The organism is Microbacterium sp. Soil_N32 (assembly GCF_057655505.1).
Map to the genome: position 1 here is coordinate 90,910 of NZ_JBDGME010000009.1, position 26,327 is coordinate 117,236.

26 protein-coding genes are annotated in these 26,327 nt (G+C 71.2%); 17 read left to right on the forward strand and 9 right to left on the reverse strand.

Going from position 1 to position 26,327, the window contains the following annotated elements; translation table 11 throughout:
- Positions 1–89: 89 nt before the first annotated feature.
- A complete protein-coding gene (locus AC3A3J_RS01640) occupies positions 90–1,475 on the reverse strand; it encodes a glycine--tRNA ligase (RefSeq protein WP_487670612.1) in 1,386 nt (461 codons plus the stop codon).
- Between the two features lie 136 nt (positions 1,476–1,611).
- On the opposite strand from AC3A3J_RS01640, the gene AC3A3J_RS01645 reads away from it, so the two are divergent.
- The gene (locus AC3A3J_RS01645) at positions 1,612–3,081 is read left to right on the forward strand and encodes a peptide MFS transporter (RefSeq protein WP_487670613.1); all 1,470 of its coding nucleotides are present in this window, start codon (positions 1,612–1,614) and stop codon (positions 3,079–3,081) included.
- Between the two features lie 157 nt (positions 3,082–3,238).
- On the forward strand, positions 3,239–4,678 hold the full coding sequence (locus AC3A3J_RS01650; protein WP_487670614.1) for an MFS transporter: 1,440 nt from the start codon (positions 3,239–3,241) through the stop codon (positions 4,676–4,678).
- A 93-nt stretch (positions 4,679–4,771) separates the two neighbouring features.
- Here AC3A3J_RS01650 and AC3A3J_RS01655 read toward each other — a convergent pair whose 3' ends face one another.
- From AC3A3J_RS01655 to AC3A3J_RS01665, 3 genes are all read right to left on the reverse strand, one after another.
- Positions 4,772–5,707, reverse strand: coding sequence for a serine hydrolase (locus AC3A3J_RS01655; protein ID WP_487670615.1), 936 nt, complete (start codon positions 5,705–5,707; stop codon positions 4,772–4,774).
- A 108-nt stretch (positions 5,708–5,815) separates the two neighbouring features.
- Complete coding sequence (locus AC3A3J_RS01660) at positions 5,816–7,780, reverse strand: M13 family metallopeptidase (protein WP_487670616.1); 1,965 nt, start codon at positions 7,778–7,780, stop codon at positions 5,816–5,818.
- Between the two features lie 53 nt (positions 7,781–7,833).
- Entirely contained in the window at positions 7,834–8,415 is a 582-nt protein-coding gene (locus AC3A3J_RS01665; protein ID WP_487670617.1) for a DnaJ family domain-containing protein, read from the reverse strand.
- A 102-nt stretch (positions 8,416–8,517) separates the two neighbouring features.
- On the opposite strand from AC3A3J_RS01665, the gene AC3A3J_RS01670 reads away from it, so the two are divergent.
- Positions 8,518–9,837 (forward strand): MATE family efflux transporter, encoded by a 1,320-nt coding sequence (locus tag AC3A3J_RS01670; RefSeq protein WP_487670618.1) that lies wholly within the window; start codon positions 8,518–8,520, stop codon positions 9,835–9,837.
- Between the two features lie 73 nt (positions 9,838–9,910).
- Here the strand turns inward: AC3A3J_RS01670 and AC3A3J_RS01675 are convergent, their stop codons facing one another.
- Complete coding sequence (locus tag AC3A3J_RS01675) at positions 9,911–10,624, reverse strand: TrmH family RNA methyltransferase (protein ID WP_487670619.1); 714 nt, start codon at positions 10,622–10,624, stop codon at positions 9,911–9,913.
- Between the two features lie 69 nt (positions 10,625–10,693).
- Here AC3A3J_RS01675 and AC3A3J_RS01680 point away from each other — a divergent pair, with 69 nt between their 5' ends.
- Genes AC3A3J_RS01680 through AC3A3J_RS01705 form a run of 6 tightly spaced genes read left to right on the forward strand, consistent with a single transcriptional unit; the run spans position 10,694 to position 14,578 of the window.
- On the forward strand, positions 10,694–11,989 hold the full coding sequence (locus AC3A3J_RS01680; protein WP_487670620.1) for an Nramp family divalent metal transporter: 1,296 nt from the start codon (positions 10,694–10,696) through the stop codon (positions 11,987–11,989).
- Between the two features lie 35 nt (positions 11,990–12,024).
- Positions 12,025–12,324 carry a hypothetical protein gene (locus tag AC3A3J_RS01685; protein ID WP_487670621.1) on the forward strand — a complete coding sequence of 100 codons (300 nt, stop codon included), beginning with the start codon at positions 12,025–12,027 and terminating at the stop codon, positions 12,322–12,324.
- A gap of 40 nt (positions 12,325–12,364) precedes the next feature.
- Complete coding sequence (locus AC3A3J_RS01690; protein ID WP_487670622.1) at positions 12,365–12,997, forward strand: metal-dependent transcriptional regulator; 633 nt, start codon at positions 12,365–12,367, stop codon at positions 12,995–12,997.
- Positions 12,998–13,039: 42 nt separating this feature from the next.
- The gene (locus AC3A3J_RS01695) at positions 13,040–13,852 is read left to right on the forward strand and encodes an HAD-IIA family hydrolase (protein WP_487670623.1); all 813 of its coding nucleotides are present in this window, start codon (positions 13,040–13,042) and stop codon (positions 13,850–13,852) included.
- 1 nt (position 13,853) lies between these two features.
- Positions 13,854–14,420, forward strand: coding sequence for a YdeI/OmpD-associated family protein (locus AC3A3J_RS01700; protein ID WP_487670624.1), 567 nt, complete (start codon positions 13,854–13,856; stop codon positions 14,418–14,420).
- The gene (locus AC3A3J_RS01705; protein WP_314650182.1) at positions 14,417–14,578 is read left to right on the forward strand and encodes a hypothetical protein; all 162 of its coding nucleotides are present in this window, start codon (positions 14,417–14,419) and stop codon (positions 14,576–14,578) included. Before AC3A3J_RS01700 ends, AC3A3J_RS01705 begins: the two co-directional genes overlap by 4 nt.
- 25 nt (positions 14,579–14,603) lie before the next feature.
- Here AC3A3J_RS01705 and AC3A3J_RS01710 read toward each other — a convergent pair whose 3' ends face one another.
- On the reverse strand, positions 14,604–15,764 hold the full coding sequence (locus AC3A3J_RS01710; RefSeq protein ID WP_487670625.1) for an anhydro-N-acetylmuramic acid kinase: 1,161 nt from the start codon (positions 15,762–15,764) through the stop codon (positions 14,604–14,606).
- Between the two features lie 245 nt (positions 15,765–16,009).
- Between AC3A3J_RS01710 and AC3A3J_RS01715 the strand changes: the two genes are divergently transcribed.
- A complete protein-coding gene (locus AC3A3J_RS01715; RefSeq protein ID WP_487670626.1) occupies positions 16,010–16,300 on the forward strand; it encodes a hypothetical protein in 291 nt (96 codons plus the stop codon).
- A 13-nt stretch (positions 16,301–16,313) separates the two neighbouring features.
- Here the strand turns inward: AC3A3J_RS01715 and AC3A3J_RS01720 are convergent, their stop codons facing one another.
- Complete coding sequence (locus AC3A3J_RS01720; RefSeq protein WP_487670627.1) at positions 16,314–17,216, reverse strand: ROK family protein; 903 nt, start codon at positions 17,214–17,216, stop codon at positions 16,314–16,316.
- Complete coding sequence (gene pyrE / locus AC3A3J_RS01725) at positions 17,213–17,773, reverse strand: orotate phosphoribosyltransferase (protein WP_487670628.1); 561 nt, start codon at positions 17,771–17,773, stop codon at positions 17,213–17,215. The genes AC3A3J_RS01720 and pyrE overlap by 4 nt, the downstream gene beginning before the upstream one ends.
- Positions 17,774–17,870: 97 nt before the next feature.
- On the opposite strand from pyrE, the gene AC3A3J_RS01730 reads away from it, so the two are divergent.
- Both AC3A3J_RS01730 and AC3A3J_RS01735 read left to right on the forward strand, forming a co-directional pair.
- The gene (locus tag AC3A3J_RS01730; protein ID WP_487670629.1) at positions 17,871–18,716 is read left to right on the forward strand and encodes an exodeoxyribonuclease III; all 846 of its coding nucleotides are present in this window, start codon (positions 17,871–17,873) and stop codon (positions 18,714–18,716) included.
- A gap of 10 nt (positions 18,717–18,726) precedes the next feature.
- On the forward strand, positions 18,727–19,536 hold the full coding sequence (locus tag AC3A3J_RS01735) for a Cof-type HAD-IIB family hydrolase (RefSeq protein WP_487670630.1): 810 nt from the start codon (positions 18,727–18,729) through the stop codon (positions 19,534–19,536).
- Between the two features lie 10 nt (positions 19,537–19,546).
- Here the strand turns inward: AC3A3J_RS01735 and AC3A3J_RS01740 are convergent, their stop codons facing one another.
- The gene (locus AC3A3J_RS01740; RefSeq protein WP_487670631.1) at positions 19,547–20,863 is read right to left on the reverse strand and encodes an MFS transporter; all 1,317 of its coding nucleotides are present in this window, start codon (positions 20,861–20,863) and stop codon (positions 19,547–19,549) included.
- 64 nt (positions 20,864–20,927) lie between these two features.
- Here AC3A3J_RS01740 and AC3A3J_RS01745 point away from each other — a divergent pair, with 64 nt between their 5' ends.
- From AC3A3J_RS01745 to AC3A3J_RS01765, 5 genes are all read left to right on the forward strand, one after another.
- A complete protein-coding gene (locus tag AC3A3J_RS01745) occupies positions 20,928–22,193 on the forward strand; it encodes a sensor histidine kinase (protein WP_487670632.1) in 1,266 nt (421 codons plus the stop codon).
- A complete protein-coding gene (locus AC3A3J_RS01750) occupies positions 22,190–22,909 on the forward strand; it encodes a response regulator (protein WP_487670633.1) in 720 nt (239 codons plus the stop codon). The genes AC3A3J_RS01745 and AC3A3J_RS01750 overlap by 4 nt, the downstream gene beginning before the upstream one ends.
- Positions 22,906–24,096 carry a benzoate/H(+) symporter BenE family transporter gene (locus tag AC3A3J_RS01755; protein ID WP_487670634.1) on the forward strand — a complete coding sequence of 397 codons (1,191 nt, stop codon included), beginning with the start codon at positions 22,906–22,908 and terminating at the stop codon, positions 24,094–24,096. The genes AC3A3J_RS01750 and AC3A3J_RS01755 overlap by 4 nt, the downstream gene beginning before the upstream one ends.
- 108 nt (positions 24,097–24,204) lie before the next feature.
- Positions 24,205–25,101, forward strand: coding sequence for an ABC transporter ATP-binding protein (locus AC3A3J_RS01760; RefSeq protein ID WP_487670635.1), 897 nt, complete (start codon positions 24,205–24,207; stop codon positions 25,099–25,101).
- Entirely contained in the window at positions 25,098–26,204 is a 1,107-nt protein-coding gene (locus AC3A3J_RS01765; RefSeq protein WP_487670636.1) for an ABC transporter permease, read from the forward strand. The genes AC3A3J_RS01760 and AC3A3J_RS01765 overlap by 4 nt, the downstream gene beginning before the upstream one ends.
- Positions 26,205–26,327 lie beyond the last annotated feature (123 nt).

Consider the following 26,327-nt stretch of genomic DNA (forward strand, 5'->3'; position numbering starts at 1 on the left):
CCCGCCGCAGACGACGACGCCCCCGCCGCCGCAGTCACCGCGCACGGCGGCTGTCGGGGCGAGGGCGTCGGTGCGAACCGGATGCCGGGTCAGGCGCCCTTCAGGCGCTCGGCGAGGTAGGCGTGCAGCTCGTCGATCGAGACGCGCTCCTGCGCCATGGTGTCGCGGTCGCGCACCGTGACGGCACGGTCGTCGAGCGAGTCGAAGTCGACCGTCACGCAGAACGGGGTGCCGATCTCGTCCTGGCGGCGGTAGCGGCGACCGATCGCACCGGCGTCGTCGAAGTCGACGGCCCACGAGCTGCGCAGGGTGTCGGCGACCTCGCGCGCGAGCGGCGACAGGCGCTCGTTGCGCGACAGCGGCAGCACGGCGGCCTTGACCGGTGCGAGGCGCGGGTCGAGCTTGAGCACGGTGCGCACGTCGGTGCCGCCCTTGGCGTTGGGCACCTCTTCTTCGCGGTACGCGTCGACGAGGAAGGCCATCATGGCGCGGGTCAGACCGAACGACGGCTCGATCACGTACGGGGTGTAGCGCTCGCCCGTGGCCTGGTCGAAGTAGGTCAGGCTCTGGCCCGACGCCTCGCTGTGGCTGGAGAGGTCGTAGTCGGTGCGGTTCGCGACGCCCATGAGCTCGCCCCACTCCTTGCCCGCGAAGCCGAACTTGTACTCGACGTCGATCGTGCCGGCGGAGTAGTGGGCGCGGTCGTCTTCGGGCACGTCGAACTGACGCATGTTCTCGGGGTCGATGCCGAGGTCGATGAACCAGTTCCAGCAGGCGTCGACCCAGTGCTGGAACCACTCCGGCGCGTCAGCGGGCGGGGTGAAGAACTCGATCTCCATCTGCTCGAACTCGCGCGTGCGGAAGATGAAGTTGCCCGGGGTGATCTCGTTACGGAACGCCTTGCCGACCTGGCCGATGCCGAACGGGGGCTTCTTGCGGCTCGCGGTGAGCACGTTCGAGAAGTTCACGAAGATGCCCTGCGCGGTCTCGGGACGCAGGTAGTACAGGCCCGACTCGTCGTCGACGACGCCGAGGTAGGTCTTCACGAGGCCCGAGAACGACTTCGGCTCGGTGTACTGGCCCTTCGTGCCGCAGTTCGGGCACGGCACGTCGGCGAGGCCGTTCTCGGCCTTGCGGCCCTTGCGCGCCTCGAAGTCCTCGATGAGGTTGTCGGCGCGGAAGCGCTTGTGGCAGCTCAGGCACTCGACCAGCGGGTCGGTGAAGGTCGCGACGTGACCGGATGCCTCCCACACGCGCTTCGGCAGGATGATGCTCGAGTCGAGGCCGACCATGTCGCCGCGCCCGCGCACGAACGTCTGCCACCACTGGCGGCGGATGTTCTCCTTGAGCTCCGTCCCGAGGGGGCCGTAGTCCCAGGCCGACCGCGAACCGCCGTAGATCTCACCCGCTTGGAACACGAACCCGCGGTGGCGGGCGAGGGCGATGACCTTGTCGAGGCGGGACTGTTCGGCCATGGTGGCTCCAATGGTCGGATGCGGGTGAGGAGGCGACACGCGCGATGGCGCGGCATCCTCATTCTATCCGCGCACCCCGCTCCGTTCCCGGCGTCAACCCCTCGCCCCATCCCCCGCCGCGCACTAGCGTCGAGCCATGAGCACGACGGCGCAGCCTCAGCGGAACCGCGACGACGACACCCGCTTCTTCGGGCAGCCGTGGTCGCTCGTGCACATCTTCGGAGTGGAGATGTGGGAGCGGTTCAGTTTCTACGGCATGCAGGGCATCCTGCTCATCTACCTCTACTTCTCGATCGAGGACGGCGGCCTCGGCATCCCGAAGGCGGTGGCCGGCGGCATCCTGGGCGCGTACGGCGGCTCGGTGTACCTCGCGACGGTCCTCGGCGCATGGCTCGCCGACCGGCTGTTCGGGGCCGAGCGCGTGCTGTTCGCGAGCGCGATCGTGATCGTCGCCGGACACGCCGCCCTCGCGGTGCTGCCCGGTTTCGTGGGTGTCGGCGTGGGTCTCGTGCTCGTCGCGCTCGGATCGGGCGGGCTGAAGGCGAACGCAACCGCCGTCGTCGGCACGCTCTACCGCGCCGAGGATGTGCGGCGGGACGCGGGCTTCTCGCTGTTCTACCTCGGCATCAACCTCGGCGCCTTCCTCGGCCCGCTCCTCACCGGGCTGCTGCAGGAGAGGGCGGGGTTCCACTGGGGCTTCGGACTCGCCGCGGTCGGAATGGCGGCGGGCCTGGTGCAGTACGCCTTCGGCCGCCGGAGCCTGCCCGACGAGGCGCGCCGGGTCGCCAACCCGCTCCCCGCGGCCCGCCGCCCGCTGGTCTGGGGCGTGGGCGTCGGCGCCGTCGTACTGATCGCCGTGCTCGTGCTCTTCGGCGTGATCCGCGCCGACAATCTCGCGACCATCGTCATCGCCGTGACGGTCGTCGCTGCGGTCGCGTACTTCGCGGTGATCCTCACCAGTCGGCGCATCGACGCCACCGAGCGCTCGCGGGTGTGGGGGTTCCTCCCGCTGTTCATCACGAGCGTCGCCTTCTGGTCGCTCTACCAGCAGCAGTTCACGGTGCTGACGGTGTACTCCGACGAGCGCCTGAACCGCGACCTCTTCGGCTGGGAGATGCCGGTGTCGTGGGTGCAGTCGATCAACCCGGTGTTCATCATCATCCTCTCCGGAGTCTTCGCCGCGATCTGGACGCGACTGGGGGCGCGCCAGCCGTCGACCCCGGTGAAGTTCGGCCTCGCCGCGATCATCATGGGATCGGCGTTCCTGCTCTTCCTGCCGTTCTCGGGCGGCGGCGCCAACTCCACGCCGCTCCTGGGCATCGTCGGCATCCTGTTCGTGTTCACGGTGGCCGAGCTGCTGCTGTCGCCCGTCGGACTCTCGGTCACGACGAAGCTCGCCCCGACGGTGTTCCACACGCAGATGGTGGCCCTGTTCTTCCTCTCGGTCGCGCTCGGCACCGCTATTTCCGGGTGGCTGGTGCGGTTCTACGACCCCGAGAACGAGGTGCCGTACTTCTCGATCCTCGGCGCGATCGCGATCGTGGTGGGCATCGGGCTCCTGCTCGCGGTGAAGCCGGTGCTGCGGTTGATGCGGGGGGTTCGCTAAGCCCCGACGCCCCCCTCCCCCTCCCCCCACTCCCCGGTGCGGGATCGATATGTCAGGTTCCCGGGGCCTGCGACGCGCGTTTCTGATCCCGCATCCGCCCCGGCGACTGACAGGGCGCGACGGCCCCGAACCCCGTCGGCGCCGATAGCCTTGATCGGTGAGAGAGAACGACGACCGGGCCCGACGACGACTCTCACGGAATACCCCGCGGTGGGCGATCGTGGCGGTGCTGGCCTTCGCCGGACTGTGCTCGTCGTTCATGTTCACGCTCGTGGTGCCGCTGCAGGCCGAGCTCCCCGCGCTGCTCGACTCGTCGCGTGAGGACACGACGTGGGTGGTCACGATCACGCTGCTCGTCGCCGCCGTCGCCACGCCGATCTCCGGGCGCCTCGGCGACATGTACGGCAAACGGCGGGTCGCGATCGCGCTGCTCGGCCTGTTGATCGTGGGGTCGTTGATCGCCGCACTCTCGGGTTCGATCGTCGGCGTCATCATCGGGCGCGCGCTGCAGGGAGCCGTCACCGGAGTGGTGCCCCTGGGTATCGCCATCATGCGCGACGTGCTTCCGCCTGAGCGCCTCGGCACGGCCGTCGCACTCATGAGCGCCACGATGGGAGTCGGCGGGGCTGTCGGTATGCCGGTGGCCGCGTATCTCGCCGTCAACGCCGACTGGCACGCCCTGTTCTGGCTCGCCGCCGCGCTGGGCGTGGTCGGCCTGCTCCTCATCGTCCTCATCGTGCCGGAGGACGTACTCCGTTCACCCGGGCGCCTCGACATCGTCGGCGCGATCGGTCTCGCGATCGGCCTCACCGGCATCCTGCTCTTCGTATCGCGCGGCGCCGAATGGGGCTGGACCGCCCCTTCGACGCTCGCCTGCATCGTCGGCGGCGTCGTGGTTCTGCTCGTGTGGGGCTGGTACCAGCTGCGCACCGACGACCCGCTGCTCGACCTGCGCGTGGCCGCACGACCGGCGGTGCTCTTCACGAACATCGCCGCGATCGGCATGGGCTTCGCCCTGTTCGCGTCGAACGTCACCTTCCCGCAGATGCTCGAGATGCCGGTCGGCAGCGGTGCCGGCTTCGGGCTCGACATGATCTCGGCGGCTCTGGTCGTCATGCCGGCGGGACTGGTGATGATGGTGATCTCGCCCCTCTCGGGCTGGTTGGAGCGCACCGTCGGACCACGCCCGCTCTTCACAGTCGGCGCCGCGGCGATCGTGCTGGCGTATGTGTTCGTGCTGATCCTGTCGAGCGAGGTCTGGCACATCCTCGTCGGCAACCTGCTCATCGGCGTGGGCATCGGCTTCACGTTCGCCGCGATGCCGATGATCATCATGCGCTCGGTGCCCGCACACGAGACCGGCGCGTCGAACGGACTCAATGCGCTCTTCCGCTCGGTCGGCACCTCGAGTGCGTCGGCCGTGATGGGCGGCGTGCTCGCGGCGATGACCGTGGACGTCGACGGCGTCGCGGTGCCGACCCACGACGCCTTCCAGGTGTGCTTCTGGCTCGCGATCGCCGCAGGCATCGTCGCGCTGGTGCTGTCGCTGTTCATCCCCAAGCAGCGCACCACCGACCCCCACCCCTCCCTCCCCTGACCCCGGCCCGCACTCCCGTGCGGGATCGATATGTCAGGTTCCCGGGGGCTGCGGCGTGCGATTCTGATCCCGCACGCCGCGAACAGGGTTTCGTCAGTGCGTGTACTCCATGAGTTCGACGCCGAGCACGCGGAAAGCGTCGTGCGCCCGCAGACGATGGGCGATCGAGAGGTCGTCGAAGCACACGACGAGCGAGTAGGCGACGCCGGCGCGCGGCCCGGCGAGAACGCCGGCTTCGGCGCGCACGCCGCGGTCGCGGCCGGTCTTGTTGATGAAGAGGAGCCCGTGGGCGTCGTGGTCGTGCGCGAACGGATCGAGCCCGGTGGATGCCGCGACCAGGCTCAGATCCTGATTGAGGCTCAGCCACTCCGAGACCTGGGCGCTCACGGCCGCGTCGACAACCGATGAGTTGACGAGCGCCGAAAAGAGGCCGGCGAACTCGCGGGTCGATCCGACGGCGACCTGCGGAGCGTCGTCGGGGCCGCGCAGGTCGCGGAACCGGTCGAGCAGGGCGGTGCGTCGCAGACCGAGGGCGTCGATGCGCTGGCGCACGCGGTCGTGGCCCACCTTCTGCAGCAGCGCGTTGACGGCGATGGGGTCGCCCGCGGTGGCCGCGAGCACCGCGAGGTCGGCGAGGGGCAGAGCCGGGGCGTGGAGGTGACGCCACAGGCCGGATGACGAGACCTCGTCGACGCTCGTGCGTTCGATGATCTCGAGCGGGTCCAGCGCCCCGCTTTCGAAGCCCGCCGCCACCTCGATGAGCAGCGGCACGACACCGAGGCCGCCCACGGGCATCGTGACGTGGTCGTCGCCCGAGAGCACGTGCTCGTGGGAGTCGAGGTCGACGACGTGCACCGACACCTGTGCACCCGACTGGGCGAGATTCTCGAGTGCGCGCAGCGTCGCCGTGAAGGAGCGCCGACCCACGGCCGCCCGCCGGGGAAGGCGCCGATGCGGGCGCTGCGAGCCGCGCAGCACCGCGCGGGGACCGTCGACCGGCTCCGGATTCGAGGAGGAGAGAGCGCCCACGCGTGATCCTTACGGGGGATGGGATGTGGGGGATGCCGTGAGCTCGTCCGCACGGCACGGATATCGTACCCCCGCCGTGCGGACGGCCTCATGGTGCGAGGCGATTGGTCACCAGATCGTCACGCGCTCGTTCTCGTCGAGCCAGAGCGCGTCGTCGGGGGTCACGTCGAACGCGCGGTAGAACGCGTCGATGTTGCGCACGATCTGGTTGCAGCGGAACTCGTTCGGCGAGTGCGGATCGATCGTGAGCAGACGCAGCGTCTCGGCGTCGCGGCTCTTCTGCTGCCACACCTGCGCCCACGAGAGCAGCAGGCGCTGTACTCCGGTCAGCCCGTCGATGACGGGGGCGTCGGCGCCGTCGAGCGACAGTTCGTAGGCCTTGAGCGCGATGCCGAGGCCCCCGAGGTCGCCGATGTTCTCGCCGATCGTCAGCGCGCCGTTGACGTGGTGCGCGGCGTCGAGCCCCTCGGGCACGAGCGCGTCGTACTGGGCGATGAGAGCCTTCGTGCGCTCCTCGAACGCCGCACGATCGGCATCCGTCCACCAGTCCTCGAGGCGACCGTCGCCGTCGTATCGGCTGCCCTGGTCGTCGAAGCCGTGACCGATCTCGTGGCCGATGACCGCGCCGATCCCGCCGTAGTTCGCGGCAGCGTCTCGGCCCGCGTCGAAGAACGGGTACTGCAGGATGGCCGCCGGGAAGACGATCTCGTTCATCGACGGGTTGTAGTACGCGTTGACCATCTGCGGCGGCATGTGCCACTCGTTGCGATCGATCGGTGCGCCGACCTTGTCGATATTGCGGTCGTGCTCGAAGATCGACGCGCGCCGCACGTTGCCGAACAGGTCGTCGCGGTCGATCTCGAGCGAGGAGTAGTCGCGCCACACCTCGGGGTGACCGATCTTCGGCGTGAAGGAGTCGAGCTTCGCGAGGGCGCGCTCCCGCGTTGCGGGGGTCATCCACTCGAGGTCGGTGATGCTGCGGCGGTACGCCTCGATGAGGTTCGCCACGAGCTCGTCCATCGCGGCCTTGGCCGTCGGCGGGTAGTGGCGCTCGACGTAGACCTTGCCGATCGCCTCACCCATGGCCCCCTCGGTCAGCGAGACACCGCGCTTCCAGCGCTCGCGGATCGTGGGCACGCCGGTGAGCTCGGTGCCGTAGAACGAGAAATTCTCCTCCACGATCTCGTCGGTGAGGTACGGGGCCGCGGCGTGCACGGCCTTGGCCCGGAGCCAGGCCTTCCAGTCGTCGAGACGCGCCTCGACGAGCAGCGAGCCCAGACCCTCGAAGAAGCTGGGCTGGGCGACGACGACCTCGTCGAACGCGGCCGGGTTCGAGGGCGTCACGGCCTCGCGCCACGGCGTCAGGTCGACGCCCGCGAGAGCCTGCAGCTCGTCCCAGGTCTTGAGGTTGTAGGTGGCGACGGCGTCGCGACTGCGCACGTTGTCCCAGTGGTGCGCGGCCAGCTCGGTCTCGAGCGCGATGGAGCGGTCTGCCTGGCTCTCGGCATCCGCCACGCCCGCCAGCGCGAGCAGACGACCGAGGTGCGCCCGGTAGGCCGCCCGCGTGCCCTCGAAGGCGTCGAGCCGGAAGTAGCTCTCATCGGGCAGCGAGAGTCCGGCCTGGACGAGCACGGGAAGGTAGCGCTCGGGGTTGCCGGGGTCGCCGTCGACGTAGAGGCCGATCACCGCGGCGCGGCCGTCGCGGTCGTAGGCCCCGACCGTACGGAGCAGGGCGGGGATGCCGTCGATCGCGTCGATCTCGGCCAGCGTCTCGGCGAGGGGGCTCGTGCCCGCGGCGGCGATGCGCTCGGTGTCCATGAAGCTCGCGAACAGGTCGCCGATCTTGCGCGCGGTGGTGCCGGGCTCGGCCTGCTGCGACTCCTCGATGATCGCGCGCACATCGGCCTCGGCCTGCTCGGCGAGGAGGTGGAACGAGCCCCAGCGGGCCTTGTCGCCCGGGATCTCGGTGCGCGAGAGCCAGGCGCCGTTGACGTGGCGGTAGAGGTCGTCCTGCGGGCGGATGTCGGAGCTGAACTCGTCGAGGGCGAGGCCCGAAGGAAGCGCGTCTGTCATGCCTTCCACCCTAGGACGGGTCCCCGACATCGTGTCCAGCGGATGCTCTGGAATCACTCCGCGCGACGGCGACCCCACCGGAACCGACGACGGGGCGGCACCGGATCCGCCGGCGCGACCGCCGCGGCTCGACGCGCTCGGCGCTCCGCCCATGCCACCACCTCGGCGTCGACGTCGCGGGTCGCCGTGACCACGGGCGGGCCGCCGAGCAGCTGGCGACGCGCCTCCACCACACGATGGTTGAAGTCGTCGAGCACCGCCCGCACATCGGCCTCGCGACCGAGAAGGTCGAGCTGCGCGTCGAGCCCGCGGTCCTCCTCGCGCAGCAGCAGCGCCGGCGGCCCGAGTCCGGTGAGGTTCTCGGTCTCGATCTTGCGACGGATCCACCAATCCGGGTCGTGATGATCTCCGAGCCCCTCGATGGGCTTGCCCGCCCCCGGCAGATCGTCGAAGTCGCCCCGGCGGATCGCGACCTGGATGGCCGATTCGATGAACGCCGCCCTGTCGACCGCCGCGCCGAGCCCCGGCGCCGAGGCGGGCCCCGTCGCGTCGCCGACCTCGTCCGCGTCCGATGCGGCCTCGCGCGCCTGCTGCCGAGCACGGTAGCGCGCCGCCTGCTCGCGGGGATCCGTCATGATGCTCCGTTCTGCCGCATCCGGGGTCTTCCAGGGTACGACCGCGGCGGCGGGCGGGGCCCGATCCCGCACGGTGTCGGCGGCACGCCATAGGCTCGGAGGATGGCGACGCGCTCCCTCAACCGAGAGATCCTGCGTCTCGCCGTCCCCGCACTCGGCGCTCTCATCGCCGAACCCGCCTTCCTCATCGTCGACGCCGCCCTGGTCGGCCACCTCGGCACGACTCCCCTGGCGGGTCTCGGCATCGCCGGCGCCGTGCTGCAGACGATCGTCGGACTCATGGTGTTCCTCGCCTACTCGACCACCCCGGCGGTGGCGCGCCGCTTCGGCGCCGGTCGCCCCGGTGAGGCGGTGTCGGTCGGCATCAACGGCATGTGGCTCGCCCTCGCCCTCGGCTCGGTGCTCGCGGTGCTCGGCGCGGTGTCGTCGCCGTGGCTGGTGTCGCTGTTCGGTGCGGGCGAGGCCGTCGCGGCGCAGGCGAACGACTACCTCGTCATCTCGATGTGGGGTCTTCCCGCCATGCTGATCGTCTTCGCGGCGACCGGCCTGCTGCGCGGCATGCAGGACACGGTGACGCCGCTGTGGATCGCCGGACTCGGGTTCGGCGCCAACGCTCTGCTCAACGTGCTCTTCATCTACGGCTTCGGCTGGGGCATCGCCGGCTCGGCGGCCGGCACCGTCACGGCCCAGTGGGGCATGGTCGGCGCATATGCGCTGGTGGTCCGCCGGCTCGCGACCCGGCACAGCGCCTCGCTGCGCGCGCAGCGCGAGGGACTGCGCTCGACCGCGCGATCGGGCGGCTGGCTGTTCCTGCGCACCGTGAGCCTGCGGGTCGCGCTGCTCGCGACCGTCGCGGTCGCCACGGGGGTCGGCACCGCCGAGCTCGCGGGATGGCAGATCGTCTTCACGATCTTCTCGGCGGCGGCCTTCGCGCTCGACGCCCTCGCGATCGCCGCGCAGGCCCTCATCGGCAAGGAGATCGGCGCCGGCGACCCGCAGCAGGTGCGCCGGGTGCTCGCGCGCACCGTCGCCTGGGGAGTCTGGTTCGGCGTGCTGGTCGGAGCGGTGATCGCCGCCCTCTCGGGCGTGCTGGGCATCGTGTTCACGGGCGACCCCGAGGTGGCCGCCCTCGTGCAGCCCGCCCTGCTCGTGCTGGCCGTCGCGCAGCCGATCGCCGGGGTGGTGTTCGTGCTCGACGGCGTGCTGATGGGCGCCGACGACGCCCGCTACCTCGCGATCGCCGGGGGCCTCAACCTCGTGCCGTTCCTGCCGTGCCTCTGGATCATCGCGGTCCTCGGCCTCGACGGCATCGCGGGCCTGGTCTGGCTGGCGGTGGCGTTCTTCGGGGTCTACCTGCTGGCGCGACTCGCGACGCTCGGGTGGCGCGTGCGCTTGGGGCGCTGGACCACGATCGACGCGTAGCGCCCCGCACCGCGTTCGCCCGGCGTAGCTCCCTGCACCCCGTTCAGCCGGCGTCGTGCCCGTTGCGCCGCTGTCACTCGGCGTAGCGCCGGCACCACTCGTACATGATGACCGCCGCGGCGGCGCTGGCATTGATCGATCGGGTCGAGCCGTACTGGGTGATCTCGACATGGGCGGATGCCGCGGCGAGCGCCTCCGCCGAGAGGCCCGGCCCCTCCTGGCCGAACAGCAGCACGCATCGCTCCGGCAACTCCGCGCGATCCACCGGCACCGACCCGTCGACGTTGTCGACGGCGACGATCGGCATCCGCTCCTCGGCGGCCCACGCGGCGAACGTCGCGATGTCCTCGTGATGCACGACGTGCTGATAGCGGTCGGTGACCATCGCGCCGCGCTTGTTCCACCGCCGCCGCCCGATGATGTGCACGGTGTCGGCGAGGAAGGCGTTGGCGCTGCGCACGATCGAGCCGATGTTCATGTCGTGCTGCCAGTTCTCGATGGCGACGTGGAACGGATGCCGTCGCGTGTCGAGGTCGGCGACGATCGCCTCCATGCGCCAGTACCGGTAGCGGTCGATGACGTTGCGCGTGTCTCCGTGCGCGAGCAGGTCGCGGTCGTACTGCTCGCCGTCCGGCCACGCCCCCTGCCCGCCGGGCCAGGGGCCGACCCCGTGCGTCGTGCGCTCGGCGGTCTCGCCCGCATCGGCGCTCGGGGGGCTGCCCGCATTGGCGTTCGCAGGGCCGCCCGGATGCTCGTCGGCAGGCGCTCCGGGGGTCTGCTCATCCATTCCGCCAGGCTAGCCGCCTCGCCACCAGCGGGTATTTCGGCGCACCGAAAACTTGGCTAGGGTTTCGGTGTGCCGAAAAATCCGAGCGTGATCGACCAGCCGCGCCCCACCGCCGCTCCGCCGCGCAGTCTCTGGCTGCTCGGGCCCGCCCTCGTGGCGGGGGTCGCGTACCTCGATCCCGGCAACGTCGCGAGCAACATGACGGCCGGAGCGCAGTACGGCTACCTGCTGGTGTGGATCGTGGTCGCCGGCAACGTCATGGCGTGGCTGATCCAGTACCTCTCGGCGAAGCTCGGCGTGGTGACGGGCCAGAGCCTGCCCGAGGTGCTCGGGTCTCGGTTGCGCAATCGCTGGGCTCGTCGCGCGTACTGGCTGCAGGCCGAACTGGTGGCGATGGCGACCGACCTCGCCGAGGTCATCGGCGGCGCCGTCGCGCTGAACCTGCTCTTCGACGTGCCGCTGCTGCTCGGCGGGCTCATCACCGGCGCCGTCTCGATGGTCCTGCTCGCGGTGCAGTCGCGACGCGGGGCCCGGCCGTTCGAGTTCGTCATCGTCGGCCTCATGGTCATCATCACCGTCGGCTTCATCGCCGGCGTCTTCATCGCACCCCCCGACCCCGCCGGGGTGGTGGGCGGTCTGCTCCCGCGCTTCGACGACACCGGGTCGGTGCTGCTCGCGGCATCCATCCTCGGGGCGACGATCATGCCGCATGCGATCTACGCGCACTCCGCGCTCAGTCGCGACCGGTTCGGCGCGCGCGGCCGACAGCCGGCGGATGCCGAGGCCGAGACCGCGCGCACCGACGCCGGCCGCATCCGACGCCTGCTCGCAGCGACGCGGTGGGACGTGACGATCGCGATGATCATCGCGGGGTCGGTGAACCTCGGCATCCTTCTGCTCGCCGCCGCGAACCTCGCCGGCGTCGCAGGGACCGATTCCCTGGAGGGCGCTCATGCCGCCCTGGCCGCCGGCCTCGGCCCGGTTGTCGCGACGTTCTTCGCGGTGGGACTGCTCGCCTCGGGCCTCGCCTCGACCTCGGTCGGCGCCTACGCGGGAGCCGAGATCATGCACGGCCTGCTGCAGGTGCGCATCCCGCTGCTGGCGCGACGCATCATCACGCTGCTCCCGGCGCTCGGAATCCTGGGCTTCGGCGTCGACCCGACCCTCGCGCTCGTGCTCAGCCAGGTGGTGCTGTCGTTCGGCATCCCGTTCGCGCTGATCCCGCTCGTGGCCCTCACCGCCCAGAAGCGCACCCTGGGCGCCTGGGCGAACCGGGGATTCACGACCGCCGCGGGTGTCATCGCCTCGGTGCTGCTGATCGCGCTCAACGCCGCGCTGCTCTGGCTCGTGCTCACGGGCGCGTGACGACGAGCGGCGACCGCGCGGATAGGCTCGAAGACATGTCCGCCGAGTCCGCCGAGCACCGCGTCCGCCTCCTCACCTGGTTCGCCCTCGCGACCGGCGTGCTCGGGGCGGTGCTCGTCGCCGTGCCCTCGCTGCTCCCGATCGGCGGCCCCTGGGCGCAGCTCGCCCTCGGCATCATCACCCTGGTACTCGCGTTCCGCGCCCGCCGCATCGGCATCGCCGAGGTCGAGGGCTACGACGGACGCCTGTCACTGCTCGCAGCGATCCTCGGTTTCATCGTGGTCTTCTTCGCCGGGCAGGTCGCGTTCGGCGTGCTCGTCGCCCTCGCGAACTGACGCCCCGGGTCGGGAGGGACCGCCCGCGTAGACTGGAGCGGTGGCATCCCCGGCAGCAGACGACTATCTGAAGACGGTGTACGCGCACACCGAGTGGCAGGACTCTCCGATCACCCCGTCTGTCCTCGCGGGCAAACTGGGCATCGCCCCCTCGTCGGTGACCGAGATGGTCAAGAAGCTCGCCGCGGCGGGTCTCGTCTCGCACGTTCCCTACGGGGCCGTGCGCCTCACGGATGCCGGAACCCGGCGCGCGCTGGCCATGGTGCGGCGCCATCGCCTGATCGAGACGTGGTTGGTGCAGGAGTTCGGCTACGGCTGGCACGAGGTGCACGACGAGGCAGAGGTGTTGGAGCACACGATCAGCGACCGCCTGCTGGAGGGCATCGACGCACGGCTCGGACGGCCGCGCTTCGACCCGCACGGCGACGCGATCCCCGACGCCGACGGCAACGTCGAGCGCGTGCCGTTCGTGCTGCTGGCGGATGCTCCGGCGGGCCACGCCGGCACCGTGCTGCGGGTCGACGACCGCGACCCCGAGCTGCTGCGCGCCCTGGAGGCGCTCGGCGTCGACGTCTCGTCGCGGGTGCGCGTGACGGCATCCGGTCTCGAGGTGGACGGCACCGAGGTGGGGGTGCCCGACGGCGCCGACCAGGTCGTCTGGCTCACCGCCTGACACTCACACCTGCCGGAAACCCACTCCCTCTAGGCTGAGCACATGGGACAACACCGCGATGACATCGAATGCTGGCTCACCGACATGGACGGCGTCCTCGTGCACGAGAACACCGCCATCCCCGGGGCATCCGAGCTGCTCGCCGGCTGGGAGCGCAACGACATCCCCTACCTCGTCCTCACGAACAACTCGATCTTCACCGCCCGTGATCTCTCGGCCCGCCTGCGCGCCAGCGGCCTGATCGTGCCCGAGGAGCGCATCTGGACGTCGGCCCTCGCCACGGCGGACTTCCTCGCGCAGCAGCTCCCGGGCGGATCCGCCTTCGTGATCGGCGAGGCGGGCATCCTCACCGCGCTGCACGAGGCCGGCTTCATCATGACCGAGACCGAGCCCGACTTCGTCGTCGTCGGCGAGACCCGCAACTACTCGTTCGAGGCGATCACCAAGGCGATCCGGCACATCAACAAGGGCGCGCGCTTCATCGTCACCAACCCCGACGCCACGGGGCCGAGCGCCGACGGCGTGCTGCCGGCGACGGGCGCGATCGCCGCGCTGATCACCAAGGCCACGGGCAAGGAGCCGTATGTCGTCGGCAAGCCGAACCCGATGATGTTCCGTTCCGCGCTCAACAAGATCGGCGCGCACTCGAAGAAGACCGGCATGATCGGCGACCGCATGGACACCGACATCGTCGCCGGCATCGAGGCCGGTCTGCACACCGTGCTCGTGATGACGGGCATCAGCGACCAGGCCGAGATCGAGAAGTACCCGTTCCGCCCGGACGAGGTCGTCGACTCGGTCGCCGACCTGCTGCCGACCGTCACCGAGTCGATCCCCACGCTCGACGAGGACTGACGTGGGCGTGCTCGACGACGGCGAGCGCGTCACCGCGGCGGATGCCGGGGCCTGGCGCGCCTGGCTCGAAGAGAATCACACCCGCCCGCATGGCGTGTGGTTGATGCGTGCCCGCGGCGCCGGGAGCGACGGGATCTCCTACGACGACGCCGTGCGCCAGGCCCTGTGCTTCGGCTGGATCGACGGTCCGGTGCGCCTGATCGACGGAGACAACGCCCAGTGGTTCTCGCCCCGCCGGAAGGGAAGCGGCTGGGCGGCGACGAACAAGGCCCGGCTCATCGAGCTCGAGGCGGCCGGGATGCTCGCGCCCGCCGGCATCCGCATGGTCGAGGCCGCGAAGGCCGACGGGTCGTGGACCCTGCTCGACGGCCCCGAGGCCGGGATCGAGCCAGCGGAGCTCACCGCGGCCCTCGACGCCGTTCCCGCCGCGCGGACGAACTGGGATGCATTCCCGCCGTCGGTGAAGAAGTTCGGTCTCACGCAGATCGCGACGGCGAAACGACCGACGACGCGCGAGGCCCGCATCGCGAAGATCGTGGCGGATGCTGCGGAGGGAAGGCGACCATGACCCAGAGCGACATGCTCTTCCTCGTGCTGATCCTGATCGGACTCAGCTCGATCACGCTGTTCATCGTGCAGTTCGTGCGCTCGCGGCGCCGCGGACCCGGAGACGACCGCGGCGGCAACTGGTGGGAGGGTCCGTGGGACGAGGACGGCCGGCGCTAGTTCGACCGGGGCGCTCGCGCCCCCGCTAGGAGCCTGTAGTCAGCGTCAGCCCCGAGACCGCCTCGACCGGCTCGGGCAGGCGCAGCGGCCCCGCCCCCGGGGTGATGGTGCCGAGGATGCGCGGTGCGCGGGCACCGGTGCCGCCCGGGACGATCGCGGGAACGCCGTGCAGCGTGCACCAGCCGATGAGCGCGAAGAGGATCGCCTCCTTGCTGTCGACCGGGGCGCCGAGCTCGTCGGCGAGCACGACGTCGACGTCGGGCAGGGCCGACCGCAGCCCGTCGAGGATGACCGGGTTGTGGCATCCGCCGCCCGAGACCGCGAGGTAGCGGATCCCGGCGGCGCGCACGTCGTTCGCCACGGTGCGCACGGTCAGCTCGGTGAGGGTGCGCACGAGGTCGGCGTCGGCGATGTCGCGCCCCTCGATGTGGGCGCGCACGTAGTCGAGGTGGAAGTGCTCCTTGCCCGTGCTCTTCGGGGCGGCGAGGGCGTAGTACGGGTCGGCGAGCAGCTCGGCGAGGAGCGCGTCGTCGACGGTGCCCGCCCGGGCGATCGCGGCGTCGTCGTCGTACCCCTTGTCGTTCAGCCCCCGGTCGACGACGACGGCGTCGACGAGCGCGTTCGCCGGTCCGATGTCGTAGGCGGTGATCTTCCCGTCGGTGACGACCGTCATGTTCGAGATGCCCCCGAGGTTGAGGGCGGCAGCGGTGTCGCCGCGGCCGCGCAGCAGCAGCTCGTCGAGGAACGACACCAGCGGAGCACCGTGTCCGCCGGCGGTGATGTCGCGGATGCGGACGTCCGAGACGACGGGCGCCCCGACGGCCTCGGCGATCCAGGCGGGTTGGCCGATCTGCAGCGTGCCGCGGGCGTGGTCGCCCTCGACCCAGTGGTAGACGGTCTGCCCGTGCGAGCACACCGCATCGACTCCCCCGATGGCCGCGGCGGCGTCGGCGGCGACCTCGGCGAACGCCTGACCGATGAGCGTGTCGAGCTCGCAGACCTCGGCGAGCGTCGTCTGCGCCGGCGGCAGCGCCGCGACCAGACGCGCGCGCAGGTCGTCGGCGTAGGGAACGCTGTCGTCGTGCAGCACTGTGCCCGTCAGGGCCCCTCCGTCGAAGGCGAAGTCGACCACCGCCACGTCGATTCCGTCGTGCGAGGTGCCCGAGATGAGGCCGAGTACGCGCATGGAGCATCCTTCCGTCGTCGTTCTTCGACCCTACGCGGTATTTGTTAGGACTGTGAACGGATGCGCCGCACGCCGAGACCTGTATTCATCGCGAGACACCGGAACCGGTGCGAGACGGCGCCGCGCACGTGATGTCTCGCGAGGCTGGCGGTGTCTCGCGCGCGGCTTCGGGCGGGAGGCGCCCCGCGCGGCACGTATCGTCCGATGCGGAATCGGAGTTGAGGTCGCACAATAGGAGCGTGTTCGTGTCTGCAGAGACTTTCGCCGTCGTGCTCAGTGCCGTCGGGATCGTGCTGAGCCTCGGAACGGCAATGCTCGCGGGCTTCGCGTGGTGCGTGCGGCGCATCGACGCTGTCGACGCGAAGCTCACCACCCGGATCGACGCGGTCGAGACGAAGCTCACCGCCTGCATCGACGCTGTCGACGCGAAGCTCACCACCCGCATCGACGCGGTCGCGGATGACGTGACGGAACTCAAGATCTCCGTCGCTCGTCTCGAGGGCCCCGCTCGACACCTGTTCGTGCCGGGTCACTGAACGGCCCGAAGGACTAGCGCAGCACGAGAGCCGCGGCGCCGATGAGCGGCCCCTCGTCGCCCAGCCCCGATCGCACCACCCGCGCACGACGGGAGTACTCGTGCACGGCGCTCGCCGTGAGGGCCTCCTGCACCAGATCGATGTAGTCCGGCGACACCCGCGAGAACCCACCCCCGATCGCCACCATGTCGAGGTCGACGAGCGTCGCGGCATCCGCCAGCGCCTCGCCGACCGCCTTCGCCGACCGCTCGATAGCCGCCCGCGCGACGGTGTCGCCACCGGCGGAGTCCCGAGCGAGGTCCTCCCCGGTCGATCCGACCCAGCCCTGCGACTGCGCCCACGCGACGCTGGCCGGTCCCGAGGCGATCTCCTCGAGGGTCAGCCCGCCCTCCCGGCGGATCTGCCCGAGGTGCCCGGCGTTGCCGGATGCTCCGGGGATGTACGCCCCGGCGACCACGAACCCTCCGCCGACGCCGGTCGAGACGACGATCGACAGTGAGGCCCGGGCATCCTGCGTCGCGCCGCGCCACGCCTCGGCGAGCGCGAGCGCACCGCCGTCGTGGCCGAGAACCGCGCTCACCGCGCGCCCGAGCACCGCCGACGCCTCGCGGCGCACGGCCTCGGCGAGTCCGTATCCGTGCGCTCCCGGCATGTTCACCGGCGCGATGCTGCCGGTGCGCCGGTCGACGGGGCCCGCGCTCCCCGCGCCCGCGCCGACGAGCTCGGCCCCGGCGGGCAGCGCCGCGAGAGCGTGACGCACGATCTCGGCGACGGCGGCGTCGAGCGAGGCGGCGGTGGCGTCGCGACCGGTGGCCTGGCGACTGCGGCTGCCGTCGACGAGCGTGCCGTCTTCGGCGACGAGGGCCGCCTCCATCTTCGTGCCGCCGACGTCGACGGCGAGGGCGTAGCGGGTCACTGCGGGTCGAGCCCGAGGTCGTCGAGGTCGAATGCCGCACGCCACTCGAGGCCCTCGGCCTCGATGGCGGCCTGCGCACCGGTCTTGCGGTCGACGATCACTGCGACGGCGACGACCTCTGCACCTTCCTTGCGCAGCGCCTCGACGGCTTTCAGCGCCGACTGCCCGGTCGTGGAGGTGTCTTCGAGCACGACGACGCGCTTGCCTGCGACGTCGGCGCCCTCGATCTGACGGCCGCGGCCGTGGTCCTTCGGCTCCTTGCGCACCACGAACGCATCGAGCGGACGATCGGTCGCGACCGACGCATGCATGACCGAGTTCGCGATCGGGTCGGCGCCCAGGGTGAGCCCGCCGACGGCGGCGACGTCGAGATCGCCGATGAGGTCGAGCATGATGCGGCCGATGGCGGGGGCGGCGCGGTGGTCGAGCGTGAGTTTGCGCATGTCGACGTAGTACGTCGCCTTCTTGCCGCTGGAGAGGGTGAAGTCGCCGTGGAACACCGCCTCGTCCGTGATGAGGGCGAGGAGGTTCTGACGGTCTGCGTCGAGTGCGGTCACGGCGTCCAGTGTAGAGCGCCCGCGCTCTGACTGCGCTGTCATGTCCAGGCGGGTCGCGGGCGCGACGGCTGTCCGACCCCGCAACTAGGCTGGACGCATGCGCTTGGCCACCTGGAACGTCAACTCCATCCGCACACGTGTCGCCCGCACCGTCGACTTCGCGGTTCGCGAAGACATCGACGTGCTGGCCATGCAGGAGATCAAGTGCAAGCCCGAGCAGTTCCCCTATGCGGCGTTCGAAGAGGCGGGGTACCAGGTCGAGGTGCACGGCTTGAATCAATGGAACGGCGTCGCGATCGCCAGCCGCCTGCCCATGACGGACGTGCGCACCGCCTTCGACGGCATGCCGGGGTTCGCGAAGGGTCACGAAGGGCCGGATGCTCCGCTCGAGGCCCGCGCGCTCGGAGTCATGGTCGACGGGGTGCGGGTGTGGAGCCTGTACGTGCCCAACGGACGCTCGCTGAACGACCCCCACTACACCTACAAGCTGCACTGGCTCGAAGCCCTCAAGACCTCGACCGCCGCCGAGCTCGCCGCGACGCCCGGGCTGCCCCTCGCGCTCGTCGGCGACTTCAACATCATCCCGTTCGACTCCGACAACGGCGACCCCGACATCGTCGAGGGCGTCTCCACCCACGTCTCGCCCCCCGAGCGTGCGGCGTTCTTCGCGCTCGCCGACGCCGGGGTCACCGACGTCGTGCGGCCCCTGCTGCCCGAGGGCTACACCTACTGGGACTACCAGCGGCTCAAGTTCCCGCGCAACGAGGGCATCCGCATCGACTTCATCCTCGGCTCGTCCTCGTTCGCCGACGCCGTCACCGGCGCGTCGATCCACCGCGAGGAGCGCAAGGGCGAGCAGCCCAGCGACCACGTGCCCGTGGTCGCCGAGCTCGACCTCGGCGGTGCCGACGACGACGGCGACCTGCCGATGATCTTCTCGTGAGCATCCGCCCATGCGGCTGATCGCGACCGACCTCGACGGCACGCTCCTCGACTCGACGTCATCGGTGACCCCGCGCACCCGGCGCGCGCTCGACGCTGCCCGTGACCGGGGCATCCACGTCGTGCCGGTGACCGCCCGGCAGCCGATCGGCCTGCGCGCGATCGCCGCCGAGGCGGATTTCCGCGACTGGGCGGTGTGCAGCAACGGCGCCTACGCGACCCACCTGGCCGACGGCCGTCTGCTGTTCGCCGAGGAGGTGCCCGTCGAGACTCTGCGCGCGCTGACCCAGGCCCTCAGCGCGAGCATCCCCGATCTGCTCTTCGCGAGCGTGCGCGACGCCGGCGAGACCTTCGTGGCGCAGCAGGGCTACGCGGCGATCGCCGACCACTCCGACCACAAGCGCGACCCCGATTCGATGGGTGGCGTGCCGCTCGACGAGGTTCTCGACGCCCCGAGCGTGAAGTTCGTGATCCGGCATCCCGAACTCGCGCCTCCCGCCGTGTTCCAGGCGTTGCGGGCCCTCGGTCTCCCCGGTTTCGAGGCCACGCTCTCGGGGGCGCCCTTCGTCGAGATCATGGCCGAGGGCGTCACGAAGGCGACGGGTCTCGCCCGGCTGTGCGCCCACCTCGACATCGACCGCGCCGACGTCGTCGCGTTCGGCGACGCGTTGAACGATGTCGAGATGCTGCGCTGGGCGGGTCGAGGCGTGGCGATGGGCGGGGCCGACGAGGCCGTGCGCGGCGCAGCCGACGAGCAGACCGTCTCGAACGACGACGACGGCGTCGCGCAAGTGATCGAGCGGATGCTGACCGAGGGCTGACCCGCCCGAGTCAGGGCAGCGGCGCCCTCGACCCGGGTGCCGACGGATCGGCCTCCGTCGACCCGGCGTCCGTCGACCCCGGCGCGGTCGACCCGCCCACCGTCGACCGCGGCGCCGCACCCGACGTCGTGGACCCTCCGGCGGAGGAGCCACCGCCCGGCGTCGCCGGGGAGCCACCGCGCAGACCGAACGCCGCCCCCGCACCCGCAGCCGCAACGAGAACGGCGACGGCCCCGATCCCGAGCGCCGGCACGGTCGCGGCGGCCACGGCCCCCGCGACCAGAGGGCCGCCCGCGTCGCCGAGCTCGCGTCCGAGCTCCGCACTGCCCATGGTGCGCCCCATGCGCTCGGGCGGCGTCGTCGCGGCGAGATGCGAGAACGCCACGGGCGTGGCGATTCCCACGCCCGCGCCGACCAGCACCGCCGTCGCCACGAGCACCCCGGGATGGGGCAGGAGAGCGGCGAGCGCGATGCCGACCGAGATCAGCAGAAGACCGGAGAGCATCGCGGCGCGCACGGAGGCCCGACCGCGGTCGTGGGCGGCACCGGTGAGCGATTGGAGGATGCTCGACACCACCGCGAGCACGGTCACGATCGCCATGCTGCCGACCGTGCCCAGCCCGTTCTGCCGCCCCAGCAGCGGGAGGAAGCCGACGGCCACGGCGAGCGCGCCGGTCGTCGCGGCGAGCACCAGCGTCGGGACGAGGAAGCCCGGGGCGGCGAGCTCGCGCCCGACGTCGGCCAGCGTCACGCGCTTGCGGGGAAGAACGGGCACTGCGGGCACGGCGACCGCCACCCACACGGCGGCGGCGAGGCCGATCACCGCGAGGGCCCAGAACAGCAGCGGGAGGCCGCCCCACACCACGAGCACGGCACCGAGGAGGGGCCCCAGCGCGTAACCGAGGCTCTTCCACGAGCCGTACCGGCCGAAGTACCGCCCGCGCGTGCTCTCGTCGGTCAGCCGGGCGACCGCCGCCGACGAGGCGGGAGAGAAGGCGGATGCGGCGGCCCCCTGCCCGAAGCGGGCGACGACGAGCCCGACCATGCCGGGGGCCATCGCCCCGACGACCGAGAAGGCGGCGAAGGCGACCAGCCCGCCGACGACGACGGGGCGCACGCCCACGCGGTCGCTGAGCGCGCCGAACAGGGGCTTCAGCAGCACCTCGGCGAGGTCGTACAGCGCGAGGGTCAGGCCGAACGCGAGCAGCGTCCACCCGATGTCCTCGGTCTCGGCGCCGAGCGCCGCGGCGATGCCGTGCGCACCGAAGGCGGTGGTGAAGCCCGCGAGGTACAGCGGGGCGAGGCGAGGGCGCGGCGCGGTGGTCACGCTCGATTGTGGCATCCGCCGTGCGGGGGATGCCGCACCGTGCCTCCGCCCCTACGGTGGAATCATGCCCGCCGAGTTCACGCGCACCCCGACCGCGCGCGACCACCGCAACGACCTGCTACTGGCCGCCGTGCTGTTCGTCGGCGCGGTGCTCAGCGCCGCCCTCTCGTCGATCTCGCAGATCTACGGCGACGAGCAGGCCGAGCTGTGGACGGCGCTGGTCTACGCGGTCGTCGTCACCGCTCCCCTCGCGGTACGCCGCCGATGGCCCGCCGCCGTCGCGATCGTCGTCTCGGTGGCGTACTTCGTCGCGGTCACGATCCGCGTGCCCGAGATCTATGTGGGCAACATCGCCATGTTCATCGGCCTGTACTCGGTCGGCGCCTGGATGAGCAACCGCCGCGCCGCGCTCCTCGTGCGCGTCGGCATCATCGTGGGCATGTTCGCCTGGCTGATCGTCACCTCGTATCGCGATGCGATCGGCCAGGCCGACGAGGCCGAGGTGGTCGCCGGTGCGATGTCGCCGTACGTGGCCTTCATGCTCATCCAGATCCTCCTCAACATGCTCTACTTCGGCGGGGCGTACTACTTCGGCGACCGGTCCTGGCAGGCGGCGCAGCAGCGTGCAGCGCTCGAGGAGCGCACGCACGACCTGGAACGCGAGCGCGAGGTCACCGCGGCGCAGGCCGTGGCCCTCGATCGCGTGCGCATCGCGCGCGAGCTGCACGACGTCGTGGCCCACCACGTCTCGGTCATGGGTGTGCAGGCCGGGGCGGCGCGACTGGTGATCGACCACGACACGACCCGCGCGAAAGACATCCTCACCGGGATCGAAGGATCGGCCCGGGATGCGATCGGCGAGCTGCGACAGCTGCTCGAGACGCTGCGCACCCCCGGCGGCGAGACGACCGACGCGGGCTCGACCGTCGGCCTCGACGATGTCGGCGCGCTCGTCGAGTCGTCGGTGGAGGCCGGGCTCCCGACGACGTACCAGGTGATCGGCGAGGCGGCGCCGGTGCCGCCCCTCGTCGCGGTCAACCTCTACCGCATCGTGCAGGAGTCGCTCACCAACGCCCGGCGGCACGCGGGCCCCGGCGCGACGGCCGACGTGCGGGTGCGCTACGACGACGACGGCGTCGAGGTCGAGATCGTGAACTCCGGGCGCCCGGTGAGCGCGCTGCGCCCCGGTCTCGGTCAGCTCGGCATGCGCGAGCGCGCCGTCGCCTCCGGCGGAACGATCGAGGTGGCACCGCGCCCGCAGGGCGGGGTGCGCGTGCGCGCCCGGGTACCGTTGACCGCGACCCCCACCCCGCAGAGGACCACCGCATGACCGACGCCCCTATACGCGTTCTCCTGGTCGACGACCACGCCATGCTGCGTGCCGGGTTCCGCACGATCCTCGAGACGCAGCCCGACATCGCGGTCGTCGGCGAGGCGTCGACCGGGCGCGAGGCGATGACGCAGGCGGCGGCGCTGCGGCCGGACGTGATCACGATGGACGTGCAGATGCCCGACATGGACGGCATCGAGGCCACGCGCCGCCTGGTCGCCGATCCTGATCTCACCGCGTCGATCGCCATCGTCACGACCTTCGACCGCGACGACTACCTCTACCAGGCGCTCGATGCCGGGGCGAGCGGATTCCTGCTGAAGAACGCGGGCGCCGACGACCTCATCGCCGCGGTGCGCGCACTGGCCGTCGGCGACGGGATGCTCGCGCCCGAGGTGACGCGGCGCGTCCTGGCGCGTTTCGCAGGAACCGGCGATGTTGCACGCACCGCACCCGTCGCCCCCGCCCCTACCCCGGATGCGGACCCGGACGCAGACACAGCCCCCGGCCTCCCGACGTTCGTCGAGCCGTTCACCGAGCGCGAGGCCGAGGTGCTCGCGCTGCTCGCCGATGCCCGCAGCAACGCCGAGATCGCGGCGGAGCTGTACATCGGCGAGGCGACCGTGAAGACGCACGTGTCGCGCATCCTGCAGAAGCTCGGTGCGCGCGACCGGGTGCAGGCCGTGGTGCTCGCGCACCGGCACGGTCTCGCATGACGTCAACCGGTGCCCGAGCGGGCGTCTCCCGTCCCGTCGTCGCCGGCGTCGTGACGGCGCTCGTCGGCTTCACGAGCTCGTTCGCCGTCGTGCTCACCGGACTGTCGGCGGTCGGGGCCTCGGCTGCTCAGGCCGCGAGCGGCCTCCTCGCGGCGAGCATCACGATGGGGCTCGCGTGCATCGTGCTCGCCTGGCGGTACCGCATGCCGATCACCGTGGCGTGGTCGACGCCCGGAGCCGCTCTGCTCGCGTCGACCGGCGCGGCATCGGGCGCGATCGAGGGCGGGTGGTCGGCGGCCGTCGGAGCATTCCTCGTGACAGCGGCGCTGATCCTGCTCACGGCCCTCTGGCCTGCGCTCGGAGCGCTAATCGCGCGCATCCCGCGCTCGATCGCGCAGGCGATGCTCGCCGGCGTGCTGCTGCCCCTGTGCCTCGCGCCCGTGACCGGGATCGTCGAGAACCCCTGGGGCGTCGTGCCGGTCGTCGTGACCTGGCTCATCGCCGCGCGCGTCGCACCGCGCTGGGCGGTACCGCTCGCGTTCGTCGCCGCGGCGATCGTCGTCGCGATCGCGCTCGTGCAGGCGGGCGCGCCGATCGATCCGAGCATCCTGCTGCCGCGCATCGAGCTGACCGCACCGACTTTCACCCTCGGCGCGCTCGTCGGCCTGGCCCTGCCCCTGTTCATCGTGACGATGGCGTCGCAGAACGTTCCCGGCGTCGCGATCATGCGCAGCTTCGGCTACGAGGTGCCGTGGCGTCCATCGATGCTCGTCACCGGTCTCGGCACCGCGCTCGGCGCCCCGGCGGGCGGGCACGCCATCAACCTCGCCGCCATCAGCGCTGCTCTCGCCGCCTCGCCCGACGCCGACCCCGACCCGGAACGGCGGTGGATCGCCGGGGTCTCGACCGGGGCCTCGTATCTCGTGCTGGGCGCCGCCTCGGCCGCGTTCGCCGCTCTGGTCGTGCTCGCTCCGGCGGCCGTCATCCCGACCGTCGCCGGCCTGGCGCTGTTCGCGGCATTCGGCGCGGCCGTGCAGCAGGCCGTCGACGATGCCGGCGAACGCCTACCGGCCGTGGTCACGTTCCTCGCCGCGGCCTCCGGCATCCAGGTGCTCGGCGTGAGTGCGGCCTTCTGGGCCCTCGTCGCCGGTCTCGCCGTCCGCGTCGTGCTGCGCGCGCGGCGGTAGGTCCCCCGCGGGGCGGACCCCGATGAGGCCCGGCCCAGTGAGGGCATCCGGTCGCAATCCCCCGTACGGGGGATGCCTGCGCCCCGCCCTGCTCCCTAGCGTGGAGGCATGACCACAGGAACGCTCCACCTCCACGGCATCACGAAGAGCTACGGCTCGCGGCGCGTGCTCGACGACGTCACCTTCGACGTCGCACCGGGCCGCCTCACGGGCTTCGTCGGCGGCAACGGCGCCGGCAAGACCACGACCATGCGCATCGTGCTCGGACTCCTCTCGTCCGACTCGGGCACCGTCACCCTCGACGACGCGCCCGTCACCGGCGCCGACCGCCGCACGTTCGGCTACATGCCGGAGGAGCGCGGCCTCTACCCGAAGATGAAGGTGCTCGAGCAGATCGTCTATCTCGCCCGCCTACACGGCATCGGCAAGGCGGATGCCGTCGACCGCGCGACCGACATCCTCACCGAGCTGGGACTCGGCGAGCGCCTCGGCGACACCATCGAATCGCTGTCGCTCGGCAACCAGCAGCGCGCGCAGATCGCCGCGGCGCTCGTGCACGACCCGAAGGTCATGATCCTCGACGAGCCGTTCTCGGGACTCGACCCGCTCGCGGTCGACGTGGTCGCCTCGACGCTGCAGGCCACGGCCGCGCGCGGCGCGGCGATCCTGTTCTCGTCGCACCAGCTCGATGTCGTCGAGCGGCTGTGCGACGACCTCGTCATCCTCGCCGGCGGAACGATCCGCGCGGCCGGGTCGCGCGACGGGCTGCGCGCAGAGCACGCCGGCAACCGCTACGAGCTCGTCTCGGCCGGCGACGCCGGCTGGCTGCGCACCGAACCGGGCGTCACGGTGGTCGACTTCGAAGGCGGCTACGCCCTGTTCGACGCCGACGACGCCGAGACCGCGCAGCGCGTGCTGCGCACCGCCGTCGACCGCGGCGATGTCGCCAGCTTCGCCCCCAAGCATCCCTCTCTCGCCCAGATCTTCAAGGAGGTCATCCAGTGACCGCGCAGACCCCCGGGGGTTCCCCCCTCCGCAGTTCGAACGGCATCTGGCTCGTCGCCGAGCGCGAGATCGGCTCGAAGCTGCGCAGCAAGGCATTCCTGATCTCGACGGTCATCCTGATGGTCGTCGCCCTCGCGGGCATCGTCATCGGCGGTTTCGCGAGCAAGAGCGCGGCCGACGACAAGACTCCCGTCGCCGTGACGTCCGAGACGTCGGCCGCGGTGTCGGCACTGCCGGGCGTCGAGGTGACAGAGGCCCCCGACGACGCCGCCGCCGAGGCGCTCGTGCGGGAGGAGAAGGTCGATGCCGCCGTCGTGTCGAGCACCGGCCCGACGGGATTCACCGTCGTCGCACTGACCGATGCGCCGAGCTCGTTGGTGACGGCTCTCTCGCAGACCCCCGAAGTGCAGATCCTCGAGCCCGCCGGCACGCATCCGCTGCTGCGGTACTTCATCGCCCTCGCGTTCGGCCTGGTGTTCCTCATGGCGGCGTCGACGTTCGGCGGCACGATCGCGCAGAGCGTGGTCGAGGAGAAGCAGACCAGGGTGGTCGAGCTGCTGCTCTCGGCGATGCCCGCCCGCGTGCTGCTCGCCGGCAAGGTCATCGGCAACACGATCCTCGCGATGGCGCAGATCCTGCTGCTGGCGGCGGTCGCCACGGTCGGACTCATCGCGACGGGACAGAACGACGTGCTCACCATGCTCGGCTCGCCGATCATCTGGTTCGCCGTGTTCTTCCTCTTCGGGTTCGTGCTGCTGGCGTCGCTGTTCGCCGCCGCGGCGTCGATGGTGTCGCGTCAGGAGGACATCGGGGCGACGACGACGCCCATCACGATGCTGATCATGGCGCCGTACATCCTCGTCATCGTCTTCAACGACAACCCGCTGGTGCTGACGATCATGTCGTACGTGCCGTTCTCGGCGCCGGTCGGGATGCCGATGCGGCTGTTCGTCGGCGAGGCGCAGTGGTGGGAGCCGCTCGTGTCGCTCGTGATCCTGCTGCTGAGCTGCGTCGCGGCGATCCTCGTGGGGGCGAAGATCTACGAGAACTCGCTGCTGCGCATGGGCAGCCGGGTGAAGCTGCGCGAGGCGCTGCGCGGCTGACCCCGCAGGCGACGGAACCCCCGGTGGCGGATGCCTGCACCGGGGGTTCCGTCATGCCGGCGCGGAATATCCATGCGGACACATGCGTTCGCACACGCGTAGGCGGACGACGAGGTCCGATCG